This window comes from Curvibacter fontanus (assembly GCF_054780335.1).
This window is the reverse complement of sequence record NZ_BAAGWN010000003.1, coordinates 197,111-220,785: the sequence shown is the minus strand read 5'-3', so window position 1 is coordinate 220,785 and position 23,675 is coordinate 197,111. Positions and strand designations below refer to the sequence as shown.

Here is a 23,675-nt window from a genome sequence, read left to right as displayed (position 1 = left end):
CCTTGAGGATGGCGGTGAGCTTGTGCGACTTGTCGCTGATGGCACGCCGTGCCGCCCCCAGGTCCAGCAGCACGGGCGGCCCCATGTCCTGCAGGAAGATGTTGTCGGGCGAGACGTCGCGGTGCAGGGTATCGTTCCGGTGCAGCACGTGCAGGCCCTGCAGCACGGACCAGAGCACGCTGCGCAGCCAGGCTTCCGGCGGGGGGGATGCCATCTGGGCGCGCGCCTGCTTGAGTGTCATGCCGCTGTACAGGGGCATGACCATATAGGCCGTGTTGTTGGCCTCCCAGAAACGGTGGACCTTGACCAGGGAGGGATGGTCGAACTGCGCCAGCAGGCGCGCTTCCGCGATGAAGGACTGCAGGCCGGACTGGTAGGTGGCCTGGTCAGCCGAGGAGCGCACCGACACCGAAGTGCCGTCCAGCCGCGCGGCCAGGGCCGCCGGCATGTACTCCTTGATGGCCACGGCCCGCAGCAGGGAGGTGTCGTAAGCCCGGTAGACCAGGCCGAAACCGCCCACCCCCAGCAGGCCCTGGACCTCGAACTCGGCCAGGCGCGTGCCGGGCGGCAGGGCGTCCACGTGCGACACCGGCTGTGCCGGCCTGGGCGTCGCAGGCTGGACAGGATCAGAGACAATATCGGCCATAACGGATGATTCTTGCATGGAACGCAGGCGTCCCGGACACGGCCGCCCCGTCATTAACATCCTCTTACCATGTTCAGTTACCGCCATGCCTTCCATGCGGGCAACCATGCCGATGTGCTCAAGCACACCGTGCTCATCGCCCTGCTGCGCCACCTGACGCAGAAAGAGGCCGCCCTCACGGTGCTCGACACCCACGCCGGCGCCGGCCTGTACCGGCTCGACAGCGAGTTCGCCGACACCAGCGGTGAAGCCGCCGAAGGCATCCAGCGCCTGCTGGCCTCCGACAGCGAGGAAGCGCTGGCCCCCGCCCTGCAGGATTACCTGGACCTGGTGGCCAGTTTCAACAGCAAGAGCAACTGGCGCGTCTACCCCGGCTCACCCTTCATCATCCAGCGCCTGCTGCGCGAACACGACCTGCTCAAGCTCTACGAGCTGCACCCCACCGATGCCAAGACCCTGGACGCCAATGTGGCGCAGCTCCATGCCGGGCGCCAGGTGGTTGTGCTGCGCGAAGACGGCTTCGGCTGCGTCAGCAAGTTCCTGCCCCCACCCTCGCGCCGCGCCCTGCTGCTGTGCGACCCCAGCTACGAGATCAAGAACGATTACGCGCGCGTGGTGGCCATGGCAACCGAGGCGCTCAAGCGCTTCGCCACCGGCACCTATGCCGTGTGGTATCCCATCATCCCGCGGCCCGAGGCACACGACCTGCCGCGCAAGCTCAAGACCCTGGCCACCAAGCTCGGCAAACCCTGGCTGCACGCCACGCTGACGGTCAAGTCCAGCAAGCTGAGCGTGGCCGCCGCCCAGGGCGAGGCCAAGCGCCCTGGCCTGCCGGCCAGCGGCATGTTCGTGATCAACCCGCCGCACACACTCAAGGGTTTGCTGCAACCGGCGCTGCCGCAGCTGGTCAAGCGGCTGGGCCAGGACCGCAACGCCGGCTTCACGCTGGACAGCGGCGGCTGAGCGGCAGGGCATGCGTGGTGCTCTACCTGAGCCCCATCTATGCCACGCTTCTGGCCTGGCTGGTGCTGGGTGAAGGGCTGAGCGCTTTTCACCTCTGGGGCATGGCCCGGGTGCTGCCCGGCATCGACCTGGTGACGCGCAGCCCTGCCCGCCAAGCGGACGCGCTCAGAGCCCCAGGCGCTTGCAGATCTCCAGCGTGGCTGCGCTCTGGTTCATGCTGTAGAAGTGCAGGGCCGGGGCGCCGCCGGCGCGCAGCTGTTCGCACAGCTCACTCACCACGTCCAGGCCGAAAGCCTTGATCGATGCCGTGTCGTCGCCATAAGCCTGCAGGCGCAGGCGGATCCAGCGCGGAATCTCGGCGCCACAGGCATCGCTGAAACGCATGAGCTGCGTGGAGCTGGTGACGGGCATGATGCCCGGCACCACGGGCAGCTGCACGCCCAGCGCGTCGGCCTCCTCGACAAAACGGAAATAGGCGTCGGCGTTGTAGAAATACTGCGTGATGGCCGAGTCGGCGCCGGCCCGGGCCTTGGCCACGAAGGCCTGCAGATCGGCCGCCGGTGACTTGGCCTGCGGGTGCACTTCCGGATAGGCCGCCACCTCGATGTGAAAATAGTCACCGGTCTCGGCACGGATGAAGGCCACCAGATCGCTGGCGTACTGGAACTCGCCGCCGGCGCCATAGCCGCTGGGCAGGTCGCCGCGCAGCGTGACCAGGCGCCTCACGCCCATGGCCTTGAGCGTGGTCAGGTTCTCGCGCATGGTGGCCTGGGTGGCCCCGATGCAGGAGATGTGCGAAGCGGCGTCCATGCCCTCGGCCAGGATCTCGCGCACGGCGGCAAACGTGCCTTCCTGCGTGGAGCCGCCGGCGCCATAGGTCACCGAGCAGAACTCGGGCTTCAGGACCTTGAACTGCTGGCGCACGGCGCGCAGCTTGTCCACCCCCTCGGGGGTCTTGGGCGGGAAAAACTCGATGCTCAGGGGTAAAACTTGCGGGCTCATCGGGGCCTCTTCTTCATTTGATCGCGTGGATGAAAAACTCACGGTTGCCGTCGCCGCCTTCGATGGGCGAGTCGAACCAGTCCTGCACCGCCAGATCCAGGGCGGCGCAGGCATCACGCAGGCGCTGCTCGATCTGCGGATAAAACGCGGCGTCGCGCACGATGCCGCCCTTGCCCACCTGACCCGGCTGCAACTCGAACTGCGGCTTGACCAGCATCAGCAGATGCCCACCGCCCTTGAGCCACGGCACGACGGCCGGCAGCACCAGGGTCTGCGAGATGAAGGACAGGTCGCCCACCAGCAGGTCGAAGCCGCCATCCGGCGCTTCGCCTTCCAGGGCCTCGCTCACTGCCTGCACATCACGCGCGTTAAGCTTCTCGATGCAGAGCACGCGCGGGTCCTCGCGCAGCTGCGGGTGCAACTGCGCCTGCCCCACGTCCAGCCCCACCACGCGCGTCGCACCCGCCTGCAGCAGGCAATCGGTGAAACCGCCGGTGGATTGCCCGACATCGAGGCAAACCCTGTCCTTGGCGTTCAGACCGATGTGCTTGAGCGCCGCCTCCAGCTTGAGCCCGCCGCGCGAGACATAACGGGCCTCGGCATCGTCGAGCAGGCGCAGCTCCGCGCTGTCCGGCACCTCGTCACCATTCTTGACAACGCGCTTCCACGCCTCGCCTTGCAACCACTCCACCCCACCCGAAATCAGGCGCTGGGCCTGGGAGCGGGTGCTGGCGAGTTGGCGTTGGACCAGCAGTTGATCAATGCGCATAGATGAGGATGGAAGTAGCGCTTCACACGCCCACCCCCAGTCGGGAGACACCGCGGAACCGGCTTTGCCGGGCCGCTGGTGTCGCCCCCTTGAGGGGGAGGCGCCGCAGGCGCACGGGGGTGTTCAATACCTGTACGTATCGGGCTTGTACGGGCCCTGCTTCGACACGCCGATGTAGGCGGCCTGCTCGTCCGTCAGCTCGGTCAGCATGGCGCCGACCTTCTTCAGGTGCAGACGCGCGACCTTCTCGTCCAGGTGCTTGGGCAGCACGTAGACCTGACCCGGCGTGTACTTCTGCGGCTGGGTGTAGAGCTCGATCTGCGCAATGGTCTGGTTCGCAAAGGAACTCGACATCACGAAGCTCGGGTGGCCCGTGCCGCAGCCCAGGTTCACCAGGCGGCCCTTGGCCAGCATGATGATCTTCTTGCCGTCCGGGAAGATCACGTGATCGACCTGGGGCTTGATCTCTTCCCACTTGTACTTCTCGATCGAGGCGATGTCGATCTCGTTGTCGAAGTGACCGATGTTGCAGACGATGGCCTGGTCCTTCATGGCCTTCATATGGTCGTGCGTGATGATGGACTTGTTGCCCGTGGTCGTCACGAAGATGTCGGCCTTGTCGGCGGCGTACTCCATGGTCACGACCTTGTAGCCTTCCATCGCGGCCTGCAGGGCGTTGATGGGGTCGATTTCGGTCACCCAGACCTGGGCCGACAGGGCGCGCAGAGCCTGGGCCGAGCCCTTGCCCACGTCGCCGTAACCGGCCACCACGGCCACCTTGCCGGCAATCATCACGTCGGTGGCGCGCTTGATGCCGTCCACCAGCGACTCGCGGCAACCATAGAGGTTGTCGAACTTGCTCTTGGTCACCGAGTCGTTGACGTTGATGGCGCGGAAGGGCAGCGTGCCCTTGGCACTCATTTCCTTGAGGCGGTGCACGCCGGTGGTGGTCTCTTCGGTCACGCCGATGATCTGCGCGGCTTTGCGGGTGTACCAGGTCGGGTCCACGGCCAGCTTGGCCTTGATGGCGGCAAACAGGCAGGTCTCTTCCTCGCTGGCGGGCTTGCTGATGACCGACGGGTCCTTCTCGGCCTTCTGGCCCAGGATCATCAGCAGCGTGGCGTCGCCGCCGTCGTCGAGGATCATGTTCGGGCCTTCGCCGGCGCTGCCCTTGGGGCCGAAGTCGAAGATGCGGTGGGTGAAGTCCCAGTACTCGGTCAGCGTTTCGCCCTTGTGCGCGAACACCGGCGTGCCCTGCTCGACCAGCGCGGCGGCGGCATGGTCCTGCGTGGAGAAGATGTTGCACGAGGCCCAGCGCACGCTGGCGCCCAGGGCCTGCAGCGTCTCCACCAGCACGGCGGTCTGGATGGTCATGTGGATGCTGCCCGTGATGCGCGCGCCCTTGAGCGGCTGGCTCTTGGTGAACTCCTCACGGATGGCCATCAGGCCGGGCATCTCGGTTTCGGCGATCTTGATTTCCTTGCGGCCCCAGGCGGCAAGGGACAGGTCGCGCACGGCGTAATCGTTGGTGGGTTTGAGAACAGCGCTCATATGAACTCCAATGCAAAGCGGTTGGTACGCCACCGGAGTCGGGAGAGGAAAGACAGGCTCACCTCACAGCAGACTGGTGGGTGAGCGCAGTTGGGAAGCGGGGCACTGGGAAGGCCTGAGCAATTCTCACCGTGCGCATGATGAGAATTGCTCAGGCCTTCCCCAGCCCCGGGATCCGAGCCTAACCCGTCGGCCTGGTGAAACAGGCGGGACGAGCCGCAACGCTCCTCGGAAAGCCGTGATTATACGAAGCCGGCCGGCCCCGTGCAGGCTTTCCGATCAACGGCCAATTGGCTGCGCTGAGTAAGCCCCTCTCCAGGGCTTACTCAGCGCAGCCCAATTCCCGCGTCAACTGCGCGGCAGGCACGGCACGGCAGCCACTGGTGTTTTGCCCAGCCCAGAGGGGCGAAAAGTCCCCGCTGCCGGCCGCCTCGGCCTGGGCACGCAGCGGCGCCACGGCCGCCGTGGCCAGGGGAAAAGCCGGCGCCATGGCGTTCAAGGGCCCCTGCTCGCGCATCAGGCGGGTCAGGATGCCGCGTGCCGGGCGGCCGGTGTAGAGATTGGTCAGGGCCGTGTGCCGGGCGGCCTCGCTTTGCAGGGCGGCACGGTGCACCGCGCTGGTCCGGGCCTCGGGGCACAGCAGGTAAGCCGTGCCCACCTGCGCCGCCACGGCCCCGAGGGACAAGGCCGCCCGGACGCCCGCCGCATCGGCGATACCCCCTGCCGCGATGACAGGAACCTTCACGGCGCGCACGATCTGTGGCAGCAAGGCAAAGGTGCCCACCTGCGTGCTCAGGTCCTCGCTCAGAAAGATACCGCGGTGCCCGCCGGCCTCCAGGCCCTGGGCGATGATGGCGTCCACCCCGCGCGCTTCCAGCCAGCGCGCCTCGTCCACCGTGGTGGCCGAAGACAGAATCTTCGCGCCCCAGCTGCGCAGGCGCGCCAGCAGGGTTTCATCGGGCAGGCCGAAATGAAAACTCACGACCGGCGGCTTGAACTCGGCCAGCAGCTCGGCCGCTGACGCGTCAAAAGGCCGGCGCCCCGGACCGGTCGGTATCGTGGCCGCATCAATGCCGTACTCTGCGTAATACGTTGCCAGCGCGGCGCGCCAGGCCGCCTCGCGCGCGGCATCGGGCTCGGGGGGGCGGTGACAGAAGAAATTGACGTTATAGGGCCGCGCGGTCTGCGCGCGTATCGTTTCCAGCTCGGCCCGCTGGGCCTCGGGCGCCAGCATGGCGCAGGGCAGCGAACCCAGCCCCCCGGCATTCGACACCGCAATCGCCAGCGCGCTGCCCTGCACGCCCGCCATGGGGGCCTGGATCACCGGAAGCTCGATACCCAGCAACTCTTGCAGCGTCATGCGTCTCCTCCTGCGGCAGGCCCGACTATAGCCCGGGGCCTGCCGGATAAAATCACGGGTCTGCAGTCCGGGCGCCACCAGCGCCGCGCACTGCCCGCCTGACGCGGGCCGCCCGGCCCGCACCCACAAAAGCTGGAATTTCCGTGTCCCATGCCCCCGAAACGCGGCGCCGCCGCACCTTTGCCATCATCTCGCACCCCGACGCCGGCAAGACCACGCTGACGGAAAAGCTCTTGCTGTTCTCGGGCGCGATCCAGATCGCCGGTTCGGTCAAGGCGCGCAAGGCTTCGCGCCACGCCACCTCGGACTGGATGGAGATCGAGAAACAGCGCGGCATCTCGGTGGCCAGCTCGGTGATGCAGATGCAGTACCGCGAGCACGTGATCAACCTGCTCGACACCCCCGGCCACAAGGACTTCAGCGAAGACACCTACCGCGTGCTGACCGCGGTGGACTCGGCGCTGATGGTGATCGACGCGGCCAACGGCGTGGAAGCCCAGACCCGCCGCCTGATCGAGGTCTGCCGCCAGCGCGACACCCCCATCATCACCTTCGTCAACAAGATGGACCGCGAGGTGCGCGACCCGCTGGACATCCTGGACGAGGTGGAGCGCGAACTCGGCATGCCCTGCGTGCCCATGACCTGGCCCGTGGGCCAGGGCAAGAGCTTCGGCGGCATCATCAACCTGCGCACCCAGGCCATGACGGTCTTCGAGTCGGGCAGCGAACGCCGCCCGCAGGATTTCGACACCGTGCCGCTGAGCGACCGCGACAAGCTACTCAAACGCTTCGGCTCCGAGTTCGAAGCCGCCGAGGAAAGCATGGAACTGGCCACCGGCGCCTCCCCCGCCTTCGACCGCGCGGCCTTCCTGGCCGGCAAGCAGACCCCCGTGTTCTTCGGCTCCGGCGTGAACAACTTCGGTGTCATGGAAGTGCTGGACGCGCTGGTGGACCTGGCCCCCTCGCCCGGCCCGCGCACCAGCTCGCTGGTGGTCAACAAGCAGCCCGTCGTCAAGGAAATGCAGCCCGACGACAACGCCTTCTCCGGCGTGGTCTTCAAGGTGCAGGCCAATATGGACGCCAACCACCGCGACCGCATCGCCTTCGTGCGCGTCTGCTCCGGCAAATACGCGCCGGGCATGAAGCTCAAGGTGCAGCGCTCGGCCAAGGAGCTGCGCCCCACGTCCGTGGTGACCTTCATGAGCCAGCGCCGCGAGGCGGTGGAAGAGGCCTATGCCGGCGACATCGTGGGTTTCACCACCCACGGTGGCGTGCAGCTGGGCGACACCATCACCGACGGCTCCATCGCCCTGCAATACACCGGCCTGCCCTTCTTCGCCCCCGAGCTCTTCATGACCGTGGTACTCAAGAACCCGCTGCGCACCAAGCAGCTGCAGCAGGGCCTGGCCCAGCTCGGTGAGGAAGGCGCCATCCAGGTCTTCCGCCCCGAGATGGGCGGCAATATGCTGCTGGGCGCCGTGGGCCAACTGCAGTTCGAAGTGGTGCAGCACCGCCTGAAGGGTGAATACGACGCCGATGTGCGCCTCGAAGGCTGCCAGTACACCGGCGCACGCTGGATCACGGCCGACACGCCGGCCGAGCTCAAGGCTTTTGTCGACGCCTACCCCACACGCATGGCGCGCGACGCGGCCGACACGCTGGCCTACCTCTGCACCTCACCGTACGACGTGCGGCTGGCGCAAGAACGGTTTCCGAAGATCCACTTCCATCCGCTGCGGGAGCATGCGGGGCTGGCGTTGCAGAGCGCGGGATAGATTTTGATGTGGCATCATCGGTGCACTGTGCATCGCCATCCCGAAGAGGTCAAAGCATAAAGCCGAGTGTTCTGGCTCGAAACGAACTAAAGAATTGCAGCGATCCCTGAATGCCCATTTCTCTCGGCGATAGATCGCGCCGTTGATCCCTTATTGGTAGTAATGGACTTGTCAGCCCCGACGCTTAATAAGTACTCAGCCACGTCTCTATGGCCATTACGGGCAGCGTAGATAAGTGCAGTTGCGCCTGTATGACTGCACTCATTAACTAAGGCACCGTAATCAACAAGTTCTTGAACACGTTTGAGATTTCCCTCGGCAGCCATTAGCATGAGGTCGGTAACGCCGTCCTCTTTGATGCGCCTCTTGTTATCTTCCTCGCGAAGTTCTTCTTCGGTCATTGCGCCACGGCGCAGGTGGCGAACAGCGTAGTACCCTAGAAAGCCAGCCGTATATACAAGTCCAATCCAAGTGTGTGCCAGCGCTTTGCCAGCAGCCAAAGCGACCAAGGCCAACAGCAGGCCTCCCCAAAAAGACCACTGCTTAAAGAGTGGGGGGCGCCGTTGGATTGAACTAGCGAGAATCGGTGCGGTGGGGCGCGGAGGTATTGCCACCCCTCTTGCCGCAAGTACATCCTCTATAGCAGCATGTGCTTCATCATCGATTTCGTCCCCTAAAGCACGCCGTTCAAGCAGGTATTCTGTTGAGTAATCACTGAATGTCTGCTTATATCGATTCATGTGCGCCTTCTTCGGATATCTAAAAATTTATCAGATGCAGATGGGACCAAATCTCGCCTGTAATCAGGCGTCTCAGCAGCGAGGCCCGGGGTTTGGCCTTGCCTTGCCTTTTACTTCGCCCCCATCGCGCATTACACACCTAGCCACTGCCGCCGGCAAAACGCCTCCAGATTCAGGATGGGACAACCGCCCGCCCGCACAAAAGCATCCGCCACAGCCAGCAAATCCCTATCTCCACTGACCAGCACACGCACCTTCCCCGCCAGCGCAAGCTGCATAACAGGTTCGTCCAGCGGGTCACGGCAGGCCGGCACCACTGGCGGCGGCTGCGGGATGCGCGCCGTCTGCACATAAGGCAGGTAGTCGGCCAGCAGTTCTTCCTGTTCGGCCGCACTGAGGCGGAATTTCGGATAGGCCAGCACACGCACCAACTCCTGCACCGTGGCCGCGCTGGCCAACGGGCGCAGCGTGCCGCTTTGCCAGGCCGTGCGTACCGCGCCCGGCAGGCCGCCGCCGAAGACCAGCGCGGAGAGCACCACGTTGGTGTCGAGCACCACGCGCAGGGGCGCGCTCATGCCGACCTTCCCTTCCCCCTCTCCCCCTGGGAGAGGGTTGGGGCGAGGGCTACGCGTCGCATGGCTGCCCTCACCCTAGCCCTCTCCCAGAGGGAGAGGGAACGTGGACGGCACCGCGCACCTCATGTCCTGGACGCCGCTTTTCTGGCAGGTGTTTTCTTCTTGCGCGCCTTCGCCGTTGCCGAGTAGGACTTGACGGGCTCGGCCGCCATCGGCGCCACAGCCGATGTCCGCGCCCAGCGCACAGCGTCCGCCACGTCGGCCTCGCCCAGGCCCAACTCGGCCAGCTTGGCACGTACGGCGTCGCCGCGCTGGATGCGCACCGGCGTCAGGATGATCTGCCCGTCGCGCACCTGCACGTCCAGATATTCCGTGGCGCCCACGGCCTGCGTGGCGCTCTTGGGCAGGGTGAGCTGGTTCTTGGCGGTGATCTTGGCGAGCATGGCAAGCGGGGAAAGTAAGGATTCCTTACTTTAGTCACTCCCCCACCATTTGTCCAGTGACGCCGGCGCTCAGGGCGCAGAGAACCAGTCTGCCACCGCGCGCTGAAAGCGCGCATGCCCTTTCTGCAGATGCAGCATGTGCCCGCCCTCCGGGATCACGGTGTACTGCTTGTCCGGATTCGGCAGCGCCGTGAAGAAAGGCAGCAGGCCTTCCAGGTCCGCCACGTCGTCGTACTGGCCGTGGATCATCATGGTCGGCACTGTGATCTTCGTCGCATCGATCAGCGGCTGGCGCGTCAGCAGGTCCACCTGCGGGCCGGTCGGTGATTTGATTTCGACCAGGGCCGCCGAGCGCGCGAAGGCGTCCATGACCACCGGGTCGTTGACTTCTTCGGGTGTCATGGAGTTGAAGCGCAGCTTCCAGCCTTGTTCGGTGATGCGGATGTAAGGCGCGCGCTGGAAGGTCGCCAGGCGCTCGCGCCGGGCCTTGAGATCGGGGCTCTCGGCATGCATCTGCGCATAAGCGGCATAACGTTTCACCTTCGCCGGGTGCGCCATGACGAACTGGCCGCCGTACTGCGTGCCCCAGGACCAGGCCAGCAGATGCACCTGCGTCACGCCACGCAACTTGCAGATGAAGTCCACCACATCGTTCAGATCGCCAGCGGCCTGCTCGGTCGAGATGTGGCCCTCGGGCCGCGTGGAGCTGCCGAAGCCGCGCATGTCGGGCGCGAAGACGTCAAAACCCCGGCGCGCGAGGAAGTCCATGAGGCTGTACTCGGGATGGCCCGGCACCTTGAGGTCGAAGCTCTCGCGGCCGGCCGTGGCCGAGCCGTGGGCCAGCACCAGCACGGGCTTGCCCTGGGGGCCGCCCTGGTATTTCTCCCAGATGAAGAGCCGCAGCCCTTCCTGCACCACCCAGTGCTGGGCGCCCTGCACCGGGAGTTCTTCTGTTTTCATGATCGCGCGCCTGCTCAAGTAAAGTGAGACAAATTCTCCCTGAAATCCGCTGCATGCTGCCTCTTACGCACTGGCCCCTCGATGAACGCCGCCGCATCACCGGGGTGCTGACCGACATTGACGACACGCTGACCACCGAAGGCGCCATCACCCCCGACGCGCTGCAGGCCCTGCACGCGCTGCGCACCGCCGGCCTGCGCATCATCCCCATCACGGGCCGCCCCGTGGGCTGGAGCGTGCCTTTTGCCCAGAGCTGGCCGGTGGACGCCATCGTGGCCGAGAACGGCGCCGTGGCCCTGGTTCGCACAGGCAGCAGCCCTCACCCCACCCCTCTCCCGGCGGGAGAGGGAGTACAGAAGCTGTACCGGCAGGATGCTGCCTCCCGCGCCGCCAACTACGCGCGCCTGCAGCAGGTGGCGCAGCGCGTGCTGCGCGAGGTGCCGGGGACCACGCTGGCGCAGGACAGTCCGGGCCGCGAGACCGACATCGCCATCGACCACAGCGAGTTCACGCAGTTGCCGCCAGAAAAAATAGAACGGGTGGTGCAGATCATGCGCAGCGAGGGCCTGCAGGCCACGGTCAGCAGCATCCACATCAACGGCTGGATCGGCAGCCACGACAAGCTGGCCGGCGCACGCTGGATCGTGCGTGAGCTGCTGGGTCGCGATCTGGAGGGGGAAATCGAGCGCTGGGTCTATGTGGGGGACTCCACCAACGACCAGCTGATGTTCCAGCACTTTCCGCGCAGCGTGGGGGTGGCCAATATCCGGCGCTTTGAAGCCCAGCTCAGCCACCGGCCGCGCTACATCACACAGAACGAACGCGGGGCCGGCTTCGCGGAGCTCGCGCGGGCCCTGCTGCAGACCTGAAGGCAGCGCCTCAGCGCGCGGCGACCTTGAGGTTCACCGCTTCGGCGCGCGCCGTCACGCTGCCCGCAGTCGTGCTCACCAGTTCCAGGCGCAGGGTGTAGTCGTCGGCCGGCGGATTGAGCCAGACCTCCGTCTGCCCGCCGGTGAAGTTCAGCACCTCGGGCTTGCGGCCGGCACGTTCGATATTGAGCCGGAAGTGGCCCGTGTCAGGCACATTCCCGCCGACATGGGCCAGGTTGTAACCACTGGCATGGAACTGGACGCGGAAAGGCGGACGCACCGTCTCGCGGTCGGCGGGACTCATGATCTCGATGCGCGCAGGGCCCAGCAGGCTGGCCGGCGTCACGTCCTTGTTCTGCTTGCTGATCGTCAGGTGCAGGGGCTTGCTGTAGACGAAAAAGGGGATGTGCCCCTGGTCGGCCAGCAGCATGCGCAGCTCGTACTTGCCGGGCGGCAGGTTCAGCACGGTCTCCATCTGTCCCTTGCCAAAGTGGATGTACTTTTCGGTGAAGGGCAGAGGCTGCTTGAAATCCAGCGGCAGGGGCTGGTTCACCAAGAGGTGGTGGTGGCCGGCGCGACCCGCCGTCTTGCCGGCGGGCACGATGCCGCGCATGGACAGACCAAAGCGCACCACCAGCGGCGCCTCTTTCACATCACCATCCTTGAGGTTGGTGAAATAGGACTCGGCCGTGCGCGAGGTGGGCAGCGTCACCCAGGGGTGCGGCACCAGTTCGGGCGCATCCGCGCCGGAAGGCTGCCCCTGGGCAGCAGCCGGGACCGCAAAGAACAAGGCAGCAAGGGCCGGTGACAAGAACAGGAGTTGACGGATCTTCATGCGTTTTCTTCTGCCGGGAGGGAAGGCGCCCGAAGCCTAACAGGAAGCAAAGTCCCGTGCATCGCATGGACATGGAGCCCAGGATGGTGCATGACCCCTGTGATTCAGTGCCGTGACAGCACCGGCCTCAGCGCCACCCCCGTGTGTGTGCCCAGTTTCACCATCTCTTCGGGCGTGGCCGCGCCCACGATGCGGCCACCCTCCTTGCCCCCTTCGGGTCCGAGGTCCAGAATCCAGTCGGCTTCGGCGATCACGTCCAGGTCGTGCTCGATCACCACCACGCTGTGGCCGCCATCGACAAGACGATGCAGCACGCGGATCAGTTTGTCCACGTCGGCCATGTGCAGGCCCACGGTGGGTTCGTCCAGGACATAAAGGGTGTGCGGCGCCTTCTGGCCGCGCCGGCCCACCTCGTCGCGCACCTTGCTGAGTTCGGTCACGAGTTTGATGCGCTGCGCCTCGCCGCCTGACAGCGTGGGTGAGGGCTGGCCCAGCGTGAGATAGCCCAGGCCCACGTCCTTGAGCAGTTGCAGCGGGTGCGCAATGCCTGGCATGGCGGCGAAGAAGTCCACCGCCTCGTCCACTTCCATCTGCAGCACGTCGCCGATGCTCTTGCCCCGCCAGGTGACGGCCAGCGTTTCCGGGTTGAAGCGCGCGCCCTTGCAGCTCTCGCACAAGACCTTCACATCGGGCAGGAAGCTCATCTCGATGGTGCGCACGCCCTGGCCTTCACAGCCCGGGCAGCGGCCTTCGCCGGTGTTGAAACTGAAGCGCCCGGCCGCGTAACCGCGCGCCTTGGCCTCCAGCGTCTCGGCAAAGAGCTTGCGGATGGTGTCCCAGAAACCGATGTAGGTGGCAGGACAACTGCGCGGCGTCTTGCCGATGGGGGTCTGGTCCACTTCGAGCACGCGGTCCACGGCTTCAAAGCCGCTGACGCCCTCGCAGCCGCTCCAGTCCACGCCACGGGCCAACGCGTCGCGCCCGGCCTTGGTCGCGCGCCTGGCCACGACGGCCGCCACATTGGCCAGCAGCACATCGCGCGCCAGTGTGGATTTGCCCGAGCCGCTGACCCCGGTGACGGCCACCAGGCGCTTGAGCGGCACTTTCGCTGTGACGTGCTGCAGGTTGTGCAGGCTGGCCCCGTACACGGTGAGCCACTGCATGCCGCCCTCACCCCCGCCCTCTCCCAGAGGGAGAGGGGGTGAAGCCGGCTTGCTCCCTCGCCCCGCTGGGGAGAGGCTTGGCCTGTCCTGAGCTTGTCGAAGGGGGGTGAGGGGCAATACGCTGCGGCGCGGCTGCAGCGGATGCTGCATGGCGTGCAGCAGGTAACGGCCGGTCTGCGAGTCCGCCGTGTCGGTCACGTTTTTCACCGACCCCTCGGCCACCAGCCTGCCGCCGCGCTTGCCGGCGCTGGGGCCGATGTCGATGATGTGGTCGGCGCGGCGGATGGTGTCCTCGTCGTGCTCCACCACCACCAGGGTGTTGCCCTGGTCGCTCAGGCGCTGCAAGGCGCCCAGCAGGATCTGGTTGTCGCGCGCGTGCAGGCCGATGGTGGGCTCGTCCAGCACGTAGCACACACCCTGCAGATTGCTGCCCAGCTGCGCCGCCAGGCGGATGCGCTGCGCCTCACCACCGCTGAGCGTGGGCGCACCACGGTCCAGCGTGAGGTAACCCAGCCCCACCTGCTCCAGAAATTCGAGGCGGCTCTTGATCTCGGGAATCAGGTCGCGCGCGATATCGCTTTCGCGTTGGGTCAAACGACCCATCACCTGCAGGGTCTCGACCCAGGTCCGCACATCGCTCACGCTCAGGCGCGCGATCTCGGTGATGGACCAACCCTCACCCCCACCCTCTCCCAGAGGGAGAGGGTGAAATTCAGACTCCTCGCGCGGGGCGATGTCTTGCTCCCTCGCCCCTTTGGGGAGAGGGCCGGGGTGAGGGGCACGCGCGCCAAACCGCACCGCGCGTGCCGTGGCGTTCAGGCGTGTGCCCTCGCAGGTCGGGCAGGCCTGATCGGCCACGTCTTCCACCTCGGGTTCGGCAAAGGTCTGCTCGCGGCCCTTTTCCTTGTCGTCGCGCACCGAGTCGTCCAGCAGCTTGCGTTGCTCCTTGCTGAGCTTGACACCCGTGCCCACGCAGTCCGGGCACCAGCCGTGCTTGCTGTTGTAGGAAAACAGGCGCGGGTCCAGCTCGGCATAGGAGGTGGCGCAGACCGGGCAGGCGCGCCGCGTGGAATGCACGTGCAGCGCGCCGATGCCGGCGGTGGATACACCGCTTTTCATGGCCTCGGCCAGGCCCTCCAGGCTGCTGAGCACGTGCAGCACCCCCTTGCCGTGCTCGAGTGCCGTGGTCAGCGCCAGGCGCAGCGCGGCCTCGTTCTCGGGCTGCACCATCAAACTGGCCACGGGCAGCTCGATGGTGTGTTCCTTGAAGCGGTCGATGCGCGGGAAACCCGTGGTGGGCAGGAAGTTGCCGTCCACCCGCAGGTGGGTGTAGCCGCGCGGGCGGGCCCAGTCGGCGAGTTCGGTGTAGACCCCTTTGCGGTTGAGCACCAGGGGCGCCAGCAGGCCGACTTCCTGGCCACGGAACTGCTTCATCAGATGGGCCAGGATGCTGTCAGGCGTCTGCGGCGCCACCGCTGCGCCATCATGGATGCAGTGCTGCACACCGAGCTTGACGTAGAGCAGGCGCAGGAAGTGCCAGACCTCGGTGGTGGTGCCCACCGTGCTCTTGCGGCCGCCGCGGCTGAGGCGCTGCTCGATGGCCACCGTGGGCGGGATGCCGTAGACCGCGTCCACCTCGGGCCGGCCCGCGGGCTGCACGATGCTGCGCGCATAGGCGTTCAGCGATTCGAGGTAACGGCGCTGCCCCTCGTTGAACAGGATGTCGAAGGCCAGGGTGGACTTGCCCGAGCCGCTGACCCCGGTGATCACATTGAACTTGCCGCGCGGGATGTTGACGCTCAGTGACTTGAGGTTGTGTTCCTTGGCGTTGACGATCTGGATTGCGTCCAGCGTCTCCTGCTTCTTGCGCATCGGTTTGTGGCCGGGCGTGAAGGCCTGCGGGATGAAACGCGCCGCCCCTTCCTGCGCCTCGTGCACCTCGCCCATGGCCAGGGCGTACTCGCGCAGGGCGCGGCCCGTGTGGCTGCTGGGGTGCAGGCGCACCTCCTCGGGCGTGCCCACGGCCACCAGTTCGCCGCCGGCGTCACCGCCTTCGGGGCCGAGGTCGATCAGCCAGTCGCTGGCGCGCATCACGTCCAGGTTGTGCTCGATGATCAGCAGGGAATGGCCGGCATCGAGCAGCTTGCGCAGCGCGCGCATGAGCTTGGCGATGTCGTCGAAGTGCAGGCCCGTGGTGGGCTCGTCGAACAGGAAGAGCGTGCCCTTCCTGCCCACCACCTGCCGGCTGGCCGTAGCGCTTTTGGCGGCCTCGGCCAGGAAACCGGCGAGCTTGAGGCGCTGCGCCTCACCACCCGAGAGCGTGGGCACGGGCTGGCCCAGGCGCACGTACTCCAGCCCCACGTCCACGATGGGCTGCAGGGCACGGATCACATCGCGGTCGTGGGCGAACAGAGTGACAGCCTCGCTTACCGTCAGATTCAGAACATCAGCGACGTTGAGATGCACCGTTCGCCCTGCCATCCCCTCCGTTCGCCCTGAGCCTGTCGAAGGGTTCGCGAGGGCTTCGGCAGGCCTGTCCTGAGCTGAGCCGAAGGGCTCAGCCCGAACGGGAAGGGTTCGTTCAATCGTGATCTCCAGGATCTCGGGCCGATAACGCTTGCCGTCGCAGTCCGGGCAACGCAAATAGACGTCGCTGAGAAACTGCATCTCCACATGCTCGAAGCCCGAGCCGCCGCAGGTGGGGCAGCGGCCGTCGCCGCTGTTCGCGCTGAACTTGGCCGCGGTGTAGCTGCGCTGGCGCGACAGGGGCGCATTGGCGTAGATCTCGCGGATGGCGTCCCAGGCGCCGACATAACTCACGGGGTTGGAGCGTGCCGTCTTGCCGATGGGGGACTGGTCGACAAACACCACGTCGGCCAGCTGCTCGGCGCCCAGCAGGCGCTCATGCACCCCTGGCGTTTCCGTGGCCCGGCCGAAATGGCGCATCAGCGCCGGGGCCAGCACGTCCTGGATGAGCGTGGACTTGCCGGAACCCGAAACCCCGGTCACGCAGACCAGGCGGCCCAGGGGGATGTCGATCGAGATGTTCTTGAGGTTGTGCTCGCGCGCGCCCTCGAGGATGAGGCGCGGCGTGTTCTCGGCCACCATGCGCTTGAAGCCCATGCCGACCTGCTTGCGCGCGCCGAGGTAGGCGCCGGTCAGGGTGTCGGCGTTGCGCAGATCGTCGGTGCTGCCGTCGAAAACGATCTGGCCGCCGCGCTCACCGGGGCCCGGGCCCATGTCGATCATGCGGTCGGCGGCGAACATCACGGCCGGGTCGTGCTCCACCACCACCAGGGTGTTGCCGGCATCGCGCAGGCGGTGCATGGCCTCGATGATGCGGTGCATGTCGCGCGGGTGCAGACCGATGCTGGGCTCGTCCAGCACGAACAGGGTGTTGACCAGCGAGGTGCCCAGCGCGGTCGTGAGGTTGATGCGCTGCACCTCGCCGCCCGAAAGCGTGCGGCTCTGGCGGTCCAGTGTCAGGTAGCCGATGCCCACGTCGCACAGGTATTTGAGGCGGGTGGTGATTTCTTCGTAGAGAAGTTTGAGCGCCTGGCGCTCACCGTGATTCACTCCTTCCCCCGCTGGGGGAAGGTGGGGATGGGGGCCGGGTGCCGGCGCACCTTGCCCCCACCCCTGCCCTCCCCCAGTGGGGGAGGGAGCCTGAAGTCGGTCGAAAAACCGGCGCAGCCGGTCCAGAGGCAAGAGCATCAGGTCGTGCAGGCACAGGCCGGGCAGCGCCTCCAGCTGGGCGCGGCTCCACTGGGTGCCGGCCGGCAGGAAACGCTTCGAGGGTGCCAGCACAGCATCGGCGTCTTCCTTGCTGCCGATGCGCCAGAGCAGGCTCTCGGTCTTGAGGCGGGCGCCGTTGCAGGTTTCGCAGGGTGTGTAACTGCGGTACTTGGACAGCAGCACCCGGATGTGCATCTTGTAGGATTTGGTTTCCAGGTACTCGAAGAAACGCTTGATGCCGTACCACTGCTGGTTCCACTTGCCCTTCCAGTTGGGCGAACCCTGGATGACCCAGTGCTGCTGCTCGGGGGTCAGCTTGTACCAGGGGGTGTCGCGCGGGATGCCCGCCGCCTCGGCGTGGCGCATCAGGTCGTCCTGGCATTCGGACCAGGCGGGGGTCTGGATGGTCTTGATGGCGCCGGCGCGCAGCGTGAGCTTGTCGTTCGGGATCACCAGGCCGTAGTCCACGCCGATCACCCGACCGAAACCGCGGCAGACCTCGCAGGCGCCCACGGCCGAGTTGAAGGAGAACATGGAGGGGATGGGGTCGGCGTAGCGCAGGTCGCTGTCCGGGTTGTGCAGGCCGGTCGAGAAGCGCCAGATTTCTTCACCCGCACCCTCACCCCCGCCCTCTCCCAAAGGGAGAGGGGGTGAAGCCGCCCCTGCCTGCTCCCTCTCCCCCTGGGAGAGGGGTGGGGTGAGGGCATACACATTGAGCCGCCCGCTGCCACGCTTGAGCGCGACCTCGATGGCCTCGATCACGCGGGCGCTTTCCGCGCTGGACAGGCGGAAACGGTCAGCGACGACGTCCAGGATCTTCCGAGCCCCCACGCTTGCCACTTCGTGTGCTGCGCTGCCCCCTCGGGGGGCCTTCGCGCCTTGGGACGGCCCGGCGTCGCTCATGCGCGGCCCGCTGGGCGTGACCACCTCGCGTTCGGCCTGCACCTTGGTGAAACCGCTGGCCGAGAGCCACTGCTCGATTTCTTCCCTGCTGGTATTGCCGGGCAGCTCGACCGGAAAGGTCAGCACCAGTCGCGGATCACCGACTTCTGCGGCCCGTTTCTGCAACTCGGCATAGATGCTGTCGGCGCTGTCGTGCCGCACGGGCTGGGCGGTCTGGCGGTCGAAGAGCTGGGCGGCGCGCGCATAGAGCAGCTTGAGGTGGTCGTTGAGCTCGGTCATCGTGCCGACCGTGGAACGCGAGGAGCGCACCGGGTTGGTCTGGTCGATGGCGATGGCCGGGGGCACGCCCTCCACGCGGTCCACGGCCGGTTTGTCCATGCGGTCCAGGAACTGGCGCGCATAGGCGCTGAAGGTCTCCACATACCGGCGCTGGCCCTCGGCGTAGAGCGTGTCGAACACCAGGCTGGACTTGCCCGAACCGCTGGGGCCGGTGACCACCGTCAGCTCCCCGGTGCGGATGTCCAGATCGAGGTTCTTGAGGTTGTGCTGGCGTGCGCCGCGGATGCGGATGGATCCCTGGGTCATGTGCGTGGTCTTCCTGCTAGAGCCCGAATATTTTAGGGACCCCGCCTTACCCCGGCGTGACCGCGGGGCATGGTGTGCGAGCCCATGCCGGACACGGGTGCGCGCAAAATCACAACACCATCGGACCTTCCCCGTGCACTATTGCCCTTTCAGCCTACGTAGTAACCGCAAACTGGTGTTCACCATGATGCCCGCAAGGGTGTCTGCACCTAAACTGTCCAGCCTTGGCGCCCCAGGCGCAGGAGACAAGACATGACAAACAGACATATTGCTGGAATGGCCCTGGCCCTGGCCCTGTTGGGGCAAACCAGCACCGCCCAGATCCTGATCGGACAGACGGCGGGTTTCACCGGCCTCGTGGCCGCGGGCGTGAACGAGACAACCGACGGCGCCAAGCTGTACATCGACGCTGTCAATGCCAAAGGCGGTATCGGCGGCCAGAAGATCGAACTGATCTCGGTGGACGACAAGTTCGACCCCAAGCTCGCGGCTGAAAACGCCCAGAAGCTCATCGTGGAACGCAATGTGGCAGCCTTGTTCCTCAACCGCGGCACGCCGCACACCGAGGCCCTCATCCCGCTGCTGGACAAGTACGGGGTGCCACTGATCGCCCCCTCGACAGGCGCCATGGTCCTGCACCAGCCTGTGAAAAAACACGTTTTCAACGTGCGCGCCACCTACCAGCGCGAGGCCGAAAAGGCGATCCAGCACCTGACCACCATCGGCATCAACCGCATCGGCATCCTGCAGACCGATGACAGCTTCGGCGCCGACTCGGTCCAGGGCGCCCTGCGCGGCCTGGACAAGGCCCAGCTCAAGCCCCTGTTCGTCGAAAAACTCGACCGAGCCAAGCCTGACATCGAGCGCCTCGCGGCCCGGGTGGCCCAGGAACAGCCCCAGGCCGTGATCTTCATCGCCTCGGGCAACACCGTCGTGGCGGGCATCAAGGCCATCCGTGCCGCAGGCTCCTCGGCCCAGGTGGTCACGCTGTCCAACAACGCCTCGGGAGGTTTCGTCAAGCAGCTCGGCGAGCAGGCCCGTGGGGTGATCGTGAGCCAGGTCTTCCCGCAGTCGATCTCCTACGGTCTGGTCAAGGAAGCGCAGGATATGGCCCGCGCCAAGGGCATCACCGAAGTCAGCCCCGCCATGCTCGAAGGTTTTGCCGCCGCCAAGGTGCTGGTGGAGGCCCTGCGCCGCACAGGCGGCAAGCCCAGCCGGGAGCGCATCCAGGCCGCACTCGAAGGTCTCAGCAAATTCGACATCGGTGGCCTCGAAGTCAATTTCGGCCCGCAGGACCACAGCGGTCTGGACTTCGCCGATCTCTCCATCATCACGGCCGACGGCCGCTTCCGCCGTTAAGGGCTAACCGCGCAGGGCCTGCTCCAGCGGCAGGCAGGCCTCGTGACCCACGGCCTCCTGGATGCGGGGCAGCAGGGCCAGCAGATCGTCATAACCGGACGCCGCTTCAACGGCGAGATTCAACTTGAAACCACGCAGACCCAGCGAGGCCGTCAGCTTCGTGGCGATCGGATAAGCTGCCGCATACCGCTGTTGCGCCGTACGGTCACCGCCCACCGGCGATGCCTCCGCAGACGCCTCCGCTGAAACGGGGGACTGAGCCGCCGCGATATAACCCCGCGCCAGCAGGTAGTCCACATCGGCCTGCGTGACGCCCAGACCGGCGGTGGCGGCCAGCACCTGGTCCAGTGACTTGGCCCCGTCAAACAGGATGAACGCCGAGCGCTGCCGGGCCGATATGGCCGGCGAACGTTCCTTGAATGCCTGTTGCCCAACGTCTGTTTTTGAATAATTCATAGTGTTACGCGGCCCTGAAGCCGCCTCGCCTCTTCAAGCGCAGCGCCTATTTCGCAGCGCTGGCAGCCGGCACAGGGGCTGGCACAGCGGGTGCCGGCGCCGATGCGGGCGCCTCAGGCGCGTGCACGGCATCCGCGCCATGCTTTTCGCCACTCATGTCCAGCTTATCACCCCCTTTGATGATAACGAAGAGGGCCAGGGCAGCAAAGGCGATGAAGCCGACAATGATTTTCCACATGATTCAATTTCCAGAGTGACAAAAAGAAAGGCCCTCGCGTAGAGGGCCTGCGCTGACCCGGCAAGCCGGGTCAGGGTGCACATACGGCACTGCGGCGCTCAGTCGCGGGCGTAGATGTCCACGTCCTTGGTTTCCTTGATGAACAGCGTGCCGATCACGAAGGTCATGCCGGCGATGATGATCGGGTACCAGAGGCCGTTGTACATATTGCCGGTCTGCGCCACGATGGCGAAGGCCGTGGTGGGCAGCAGGCCGCCGAACCAGCCGTTGCCGATGTGATACGGCAGCGACATGGAGGTGTAGCGGATGCGGGTCGGGAACATCTCCACCAGCATGGCGGCGATCGGGCCGTAGACCATGGTGACCAGGATCACCAGGTAGGCCAGAATGGCAACGACCATGACCTTGTCCACCTTGGCCATGTCGGCCTTGGCGGGGTAGCCGTGCTCCTTGAGCGCGTCGGCCACGGCCTTCTTGAACTCGGCGTCCTTGGTCTTGGCTTCGTCGGCCGAAATGCCCTTGGCGTTGAAACCGGTGATGACCTGCTCACCGATCTTGATGGTGGCGGGGGCACCGGAGGCGCCGACGACATTGTCATAACTCACCGAAGCGCCAGCCAGCACCTGCTTGGCAATGTCGCAGGAGCTGGTGAACTTGACGGTGCCGGTCGGGTTGAACTGGAAGGAGCACTCCTTCGGATCGGCCGTCACGACCACCTTGCTCTTCTGCTGGGCAGCATAGAGATCCGGATTGGCGGCCTTGGTCAGGGCTTCGAAGACCGGGAAGTAGGTCAGCACGGCCAGCAGGCAGCCGGCCATGATGATGGGCTTGCGGCCGATCTTGTCGGACCAGGCGCCGAAGATGATGAAGAAGGGCGTGCCGATCAGCAGCGAGATGGCCACATAGATGTTGGCGGCGGCGCCGTCCACCTTGAGGGCCTGGGTCAGGAAGAACAGGGCGTAGAACTGGCCCGAGTACCAGACCACGGCCTGGCCGGCGGTCAGGCCGATCAGCGCCAGAATCACGATCTTCAGGTTCTTCCACTGGCCGAAGGACTCGGACAGCGGCGCCTTGGAGGTCTTGCCCTCGGCCTTCATCTTGGCGAAGGCCGGCGATTCGTTCATGGACAGACGGATCCACACCGAGATGGCCAGCAGGAAGATGGACACCAGGAAGGGAATGCGCCAGCCCCAGTCGGCGAAGGCAGCCTCGCCCATGGCGGTACGGGTGCCGAGAATCACGATCAGGCTCAGGAACAGGCCCAGGGTGGACGTGGTCTGAATCCAGGCGGTGTAGGCGCCGCGCTTGCCCTGGGGCGAGTGCTCGGCCACATAGGTGGCGGCGCCACCGTACTCACCGCCCAGCGCCAGGCCCTGCAGCAGGCGCAGCGCGATCAGGATGACCGGTGCAGCCACGCCGATGCTGGCGTAGGTCGGCAGGATGCCCACGATGAAGGTGGACAGGCCCATGATCAGGATGGTGACCAGGAAGGTGTACTTGCGGCCGATCATGTCGCCCAGGCGGCCGAAGAAAATGGCGCCGAAGGGACGCACGATGAAACCGGCAGCGAAGGCCAGCAGCGCGAAGATGAAAGCGGAGCCCGCATCCAGTCCGCTGAAGAACTGCTTGGCGATGATGGCCGCGAGCGAGCCGTAGAGGTAGAAGTCGTACCACTCGAAAACGGTACCCAGGGAAGAGGCGAAGATCACCTTCTTCTCTTCGGGCGTCATCGGCCTTGCGGCCTGTGAAGTTGCCATATTGTGTCTCCTTAGAATGAACACCCTCCCCGACATGGGGATTGCCGTGCATTCTTGGGGGCGGCACTGACCGCTTTCTTACATGGGACTTAGGGGATTACCCTGAGTTCGGCCCTCGTCAGGCCGTCAAATTTCATTGCTGCTGCGCAACAAGCTGGAGCTGGCTGTGCCAGTCGGGGCCGTCGAACCAGGGGTCACCCTCCAGATAACGACGCAGCATGGGCAGACTGTCCTGCCCCCAGAACAGGCGGCCATCGACCACGAAGGAGGGCACGCCAAAGGCGCCAGCGGCCACGGCCTCGTCGGTGTTGGCGCGCAAACGGGCCTTCACCACCTCGTCGTCCGGCGCCAGGGCCGGCGCCAGCTGCCCGCTCAGCGACTGCAGACGCGCCGGATCGTTGGCATCCAGGCCGCCATGCCAGACATGGCGCAGCAGGGTCTCGCAAACATAGCGGTTGGGATCGCCGCCGTTCGCCACGGCGATGGCCAGGCGCAGCAGGGGCAGCGGGTTGAAGGGATGGACGGCAGGCATCTGCAATGTCACGCCCTGCTGCTGCCCCAGCCACAGCACCTGCCGGTAGGTCCACGCACGCTTGGCCGGCACTTCGGCCGGGCCCAGCAGCTGGTGGTGCCGCAGCATGGCACCCAGCAGCACGGGCCGGTAGGTCACCGAATAAGTCAGGCCCGTCAGCGCCTCGGGCAGCTGCTCGAAGGCCAGATGGCTGTAGGGCGAGATGAAGTCCAGGTAGAAGGTGATCTGCTTCACGGGTTCACTCCTTGCGCCGTGGCGCGTGCCTCGATGCGGGCCCAGACGGTGCGCTTGCCCGCGTCATCCAGCGTGGACCAGGCGGCGATCTCGTCCAGCGTGCGCAGGCAGCCCTGGCACAGACCCGTTGCCGCCGCCATGCGGCAGACCGAGATGCAGGGCGAAGGCAGGTCCTGGCCCTTGGCCTGCGCCCGCACCGCCTGTCTGGCCAGCCACTCCATGGTA

20 protein-coding genes and 1 riboswitch are annotated in these 23,675 nt (G+C 65.9%); of the genes, 4 read left to right on the top strand and 16 right to left on the bottom strand.

The annotated features are described in order from the left end of the window. Positions 1-646, bottom strand: a 646-nt coding sequence (locus ACYVH8_RS01630) for a protein kinase domain-containing protein (RefSeq protein ID WP_460487132.1), incomplete at its 3' end; no start/stop codon positions are given. A 69-nt stretch (positions 647-715) separates the two neighbouring features. Between ACYVH8_RS01630 and ACYVH8_RS01625 the strand changes: the two genes are divergently transcribed. Further along, positions 716-1,609, top strand: a complete 894-nt coding sequence (locus ACYVH8_RS01625; RefSeq protein ID WP_460487131.1) for a 23S rRNA (adenine(2030)-N(6))-methyltransferase RlmJ — start codon at positions 716-718, stop codon at positions 1,607-1,609. Positions 1,610-1,774: 165 nt separating this feature from the next. Here ACYVH8_RS01625 and metF read toward each other — a convergent pair whose 3' ends face one another. From metF to ACYVH8_RS01605, 4 genes are all read right to left on the bottom strand, one after another. Continuing rightward, positions 1,775-2,611 carry a methylenetetrahydrofolate reductase [NAD(P)H] gene (metF, locus tag ACYVH8_RS01620; protein WP_460487130.1) on the bottom strand — a complete coding sequence of 279 codons (837 nt, stop codon included), beginning with the start codon at positions 2,609-2,611 and terminating at the stop codon, positions 1,775-1,777. 13 nt (positions 2,612-2,624) lie between these two features. Further along, positions 2,625-3,380 carry a TlyA family RNA methyltransferase gene (locus tag ACYVH8_RS01615; protein WP_460487129.1) on the bottom strand — a complete coding sequence of 252 codons (756 nt, stop codon included), beginning with the start codon at positions 3,378-3,380 and terminating at the stop codon, positions 2,625-2,627. A gap of 123 nt (positions 3,381-3,503) precedes the next feature. Further along, a complete protein-coding gene (ahcY, locus tag ACYVH8_RS01610) occupies positions 3,504-4,931 on the bottom strand; it encodes an adenosylhomocysteinase (RefSeq protein WP_460487128.1) in 1,428 nt (475 codons plus the stop codon). Positions 4,932-5,006: 75 nt separating this feature from the next. After that, a riboswitch (S-adenosyl-L-homocysteine riboswitch) is annotated at positions 5,007-5,167 on the bottom strand. A gap of 86 nt (positions 5,168-5,253) precedes the next feature. Further along, the gene (locus tag ACYVH8_RS01605) at positions 5,254-6,291 is read right to left on the bottom strand and encodes an NAD(P)H-dependent flavin oxidoreductase (protein WP_460487127.1); all 1,038 of its coding nucleotides are present in this window, start codon (positions 6,289-6,291) and stop codon (positions 5,254-5,256) included. A gap of 143 nt (positions 6,292-6,434) precedes the next feature. On the opposite strand from ACYVH8_RS01605, the gene ACYVH8_RS01600 reads away from it, so the two are divergent. Next, entirely contained in the window at positions 6,435-8,066 is a 1,632-nt protein-coding gene (locus tag ACYVH8_RS01600; RefSeq protein ID WP_460487126.1) for a peptide chain release factor 3, read from the top strand. An 86-nt stretch (positions 8,067-8,152) separates the two neighbouring features. Here ACYVH8_RS01600 and ACYVH8_RS01595 read toward each other — a convergent pair whose 3' ends face one another. The 4 genes from ACYVH8_RS01595 to ACYVH8_RS01580 all read right to left on the bottom strand — a co-directional run bounded on the left by ACYVH8_RS01595 (position 8,153) and on the right by ACYVH8_RS01580 (position 10,784). Next, entirely contained in the window at positions 8,153-8,806 is a 654-nt protein-coding gene (locus tag ACYVH8_RS01595; protein ID WP_460487125.1) for an ankyrin repeat domain-containing protein, read from the bottom strand. Positions 8,807-8,937: 131 nt separating this feature from the next. Next, positions 8,938-9,381: a putative toxin-antitoxin system toxin component, PIN family gene (locus ACYVH8_RS01590; RefSeq protein WP_460487124.1), complete on the bottom strand. Its 444-nt coding sequence runs from the start codon at positions 9,379-9,381 to the stop codon at positions 8,938-8,940. Positions 9,382-9,503: 122 nt separating this feature from the next. Beyond that, entirely contained in the window at positions 9,504-9,824 is a 321-nt protein-coding gene (locus tag ACYVH8_RS01585) for an AbrB/MazE/SpoVT family DNA-binding domain-containing protein (protein WP_460487123.1), read from the bottom strand. Between the two features lie 69 nt (positions 9,825-9,893). After that, positions 9,894-10,784 (bottom strand): alpha/beta hydrolase, encoded by an 891-nt coding sequence (locus tag ACYVH8_RS01580; RefSeq protein ID WP_460487122.1) that lies wholly within the window; start codon positions 10,782-10,784, stop codon positions 9,894-9,896. A gap of 53 nt (positions 10,785-10,837) precedes the next feature. Here ACYVH8_RS01580 and ACYVH8_RS01575 point away from each other — a divergent pair, with 53 nt between their 5' ends. Then, positions 10,838-11,653 (top strand): HAD-IIB family hydrolase, encoded by an 816-nt coding sequence (locus ACYVH8_RS01575; RefSeq protein WP_460487121.1) that lies wholly within the window; start codon positions 10,838-10,840, stop codon positions 11,651-11,653. Between the two features lie 10 nt (positions 11,654-11,663). Here ACYVH8_RS01575 and ACYVH8_RS01570 read toward each other — a convergent pair whose 3' ends face one another. Further along, positions 11,664-12,488, bottom strand: a complete 825-nt coding sequence (locus ACYVH8_RS01570; protein WP_460487120.1) for a DUF4399 domain-containing protein — start codon at positions 12,486-12,488, stop codon at positions 11,664-11,666. 104 nt (positions 12,489-12,592) lie between these two features. Continuing rightward, the gene (locus ACYVH8_RS01565; RefSeq protein WP_460487119.1) at positions 12,593-18,874 is read right to left on the bottom strand and encodes an excinuclease ABC subunit UvrA; all 6,282 of its coding nucleotides are present in this window, start codon (positions 18,872-18,874) and stop codon (positions 12,593-12,595) included. Positions 18,875-19,126: 252 nt separating this feature from the next. On the opposite strand from ACYVH8_RS01565, the gene ACYVH8_RS01560 reads away from it, so the two are divergent. Then, the gene (locus ACYVH8_RS01560) at positions 19,127-20,233 is read left to right on the top strand and encodes an ABC transporter substrate-binding protein (RefSeq protein WP_460487118.1); all 1,107 of its coding nucleotides are present in this window, start codon (positions 19,127-19,129) and stop codon (positions 20,231-20,233) included. 3 nt (positions 20,234-20,236) lie between these two features. Here the strand turns inward: ACYVH8_RS01560 and ACYVH8_RS01555 are convergent, their stop codons facing one another. The 5 genes from ACYVH8_RS01555 to ACYVH8_RS01535 form a co-directional block, all read right to left on the bottom strand. Then, on the bottom strand, positions 20,237-20,689 hold the full coding sequence (locus tag ACYVH8_RS01555; RefSeq protein WP_460487117.1) for a hypothetical protein: 453 nt from the start codon (positions 20,687-20,689) through the stop codon (positions 20,237-20,239). A 46-nt stretch (positions 20,690-20,735) separates the two neighbouring features. Further along, positions 20,736-20,927 carry a hypothetical protein gene (locus tag ACYVH8_RS01550; protein WP_460487116.1) on the bottom strand — a complete coding sequence of 64 codons (192 nt, stop codon included), beginning with the start codon at positions 20,925-20,927 and terminating at the stop codon, positions 20,736-20,738. Positions 20,928-21,025: 98 nt separating this feature from the next. Next, positions 21,026-22,684, bottom strand: coding sequence for an MFS transporter (locus tag ACYVH8_RS01545; protein WP_460487115.1), 1,659 nt, complete (start codon positions 22,682-22,684; stop codon positions 21,026-21,028). Positions 22,685-22,817: 133 nt separating this feature from the next. Then, positions 22,818-23,450, bottom strand: coding sequence for a DsbA family protein (locus ACYVH8_RS01540; protein ID WP_460487114.1), 633 nt, complete (start codon positions 23,448-23,450; stop codon positions 22,818-22,820). Beyond that, complete coding sequence (locus ACYVH8_RS01535) at positions 23,447-23,671, bottom strand: DUF1289 domain-containing protein (RefSeq protein ID WP_460487113.1); 225 nt, start codon at positions 23,669-23,671, stop codon at positions 23,447-23,449. Before ACYVH8_RS01535 ends, ACYVH8_RS01540 begins: the two co-directional genes overlap by 4 nt. Positions 23,672-23,675: the final 4 nt, after the last annotated feature.

Coding starts and splice junctions, on each gene's coding strand:
- ACYVH8_RS01545 (WP_460487115.1), bottom strand. CDS start 22,684: ATGGCAACTTCACAGGCCGCAAGGCCGATGACGCCCGAAGAGAAGAAG.
- ACYVH8_RS01605 (WP_460487127.1), bottom strand. CDS start 6,291: ATGACGCTGCAAGAGTTGCTGGGTATCGAGCTTCCGGTGATCCAGGCC.
- ahcY (WP_460487128.1), bottom strand. CDS start 4,931: ATGAGCGCTGTTCTCAAACCCACCAACGATTACGCCGTGCGCGACCTG.
- ACYVH8_RS01585 (WP_460487123.1), bottom strand. CDS start 9,824: ATGCTCGCCAAGATCACCGCCAAGAACCAGCTCACCCTGCCCAAGAGC.
- ACYVH8_RS01535 (WP_460487113.1), bottom strand. CDS start 23,671: ATGGAGTGGCTGGCCAGACAGGCGGTGCGGGCGCAGGCCAAGGGCCAG.
- ACYVH8_RS01565 (WP_460487119.1), bottom strand. CDS start 18,874: ATGACCCAGGGATCCATCCGCATCCGCGGCGCACGCCAGCACAACCTC.
- ACYVH8_RS01625 (WP_460487131.1), top strand. CDS start 716: ATGTTCAGTTACCGCCATGCCTTCCATGCGGGCAACCATGCCGATGTG.
- metF (WP_460487130.1), bottom strand. CDS start 2,611: ATGAGCCCGCAAGTTTTACCCCTGAGCATCGAGTTTTTCCCGCCCAAG.
- ACYVH8_RS01570 (WP_460487120.1), bottom strand. CDS start 12,488: ATGAAGATCCGTCAACTCCTGTTCTTGTCACCGGCCCTTGCTGCCTTG.
- ACYVH8_RS01560 (WP_460487118.1), top strand. CDS start 19,127: ATGACAAACAGACATATTGCTGGAATGGCCCTGGCCCTGGCCCTGTTG.
- ACYVH8_RS01590 (WP_460487124.1), bottom strand. CDS start 9,381: ATGAGCGCGCCCCTGCGCGTGGTGCTCGACACCAACGTGGTGCTCTCC.
- ACYVH8_RS01580 (WP_460487122.1), bottom strand. CDS start 10,784: ATGAAAACAGAAGAACTCCCGGTGCAGGGCGCCCAGCACTGGGTGGTG.
- ACYVH8_RS01550 (WP_460487116.1), bottom strand. CDS start 20,927: ATGTGGAAAATCATTGTCGGCTTCATCGCCTTTGCTGCCCTGGCCCTC.
- ACYVH8_RS01615 (WP_460487129.1), bottom strand. CDS start 3,380: ATGCGCATTGATCAACTGCTGGTCCAACGCCAACTCGCCAGCACCCGC.
- ACYVH8_RS01555 (WP_460487117.1), bottom strand. CDS start 20,689: ATGAATTATTCAAAAACAGACGTTGGGCAACAGGCATTCAAGGAACGT.
- ACYVH8_RS01595 (WP_460487125.1), bottom strand. CDS start 8,806: ATGAATCGATATAAGCAGACATTCAGTGATTACTCAACAGAATACCTG.
- ACYVH8_RS01575 (WP_460487121.1), top strand. CDS start 10,838: ATGCTGCCTCTTACGCACTGGCCCCTCGATGAACGCCGCCGCATCACC.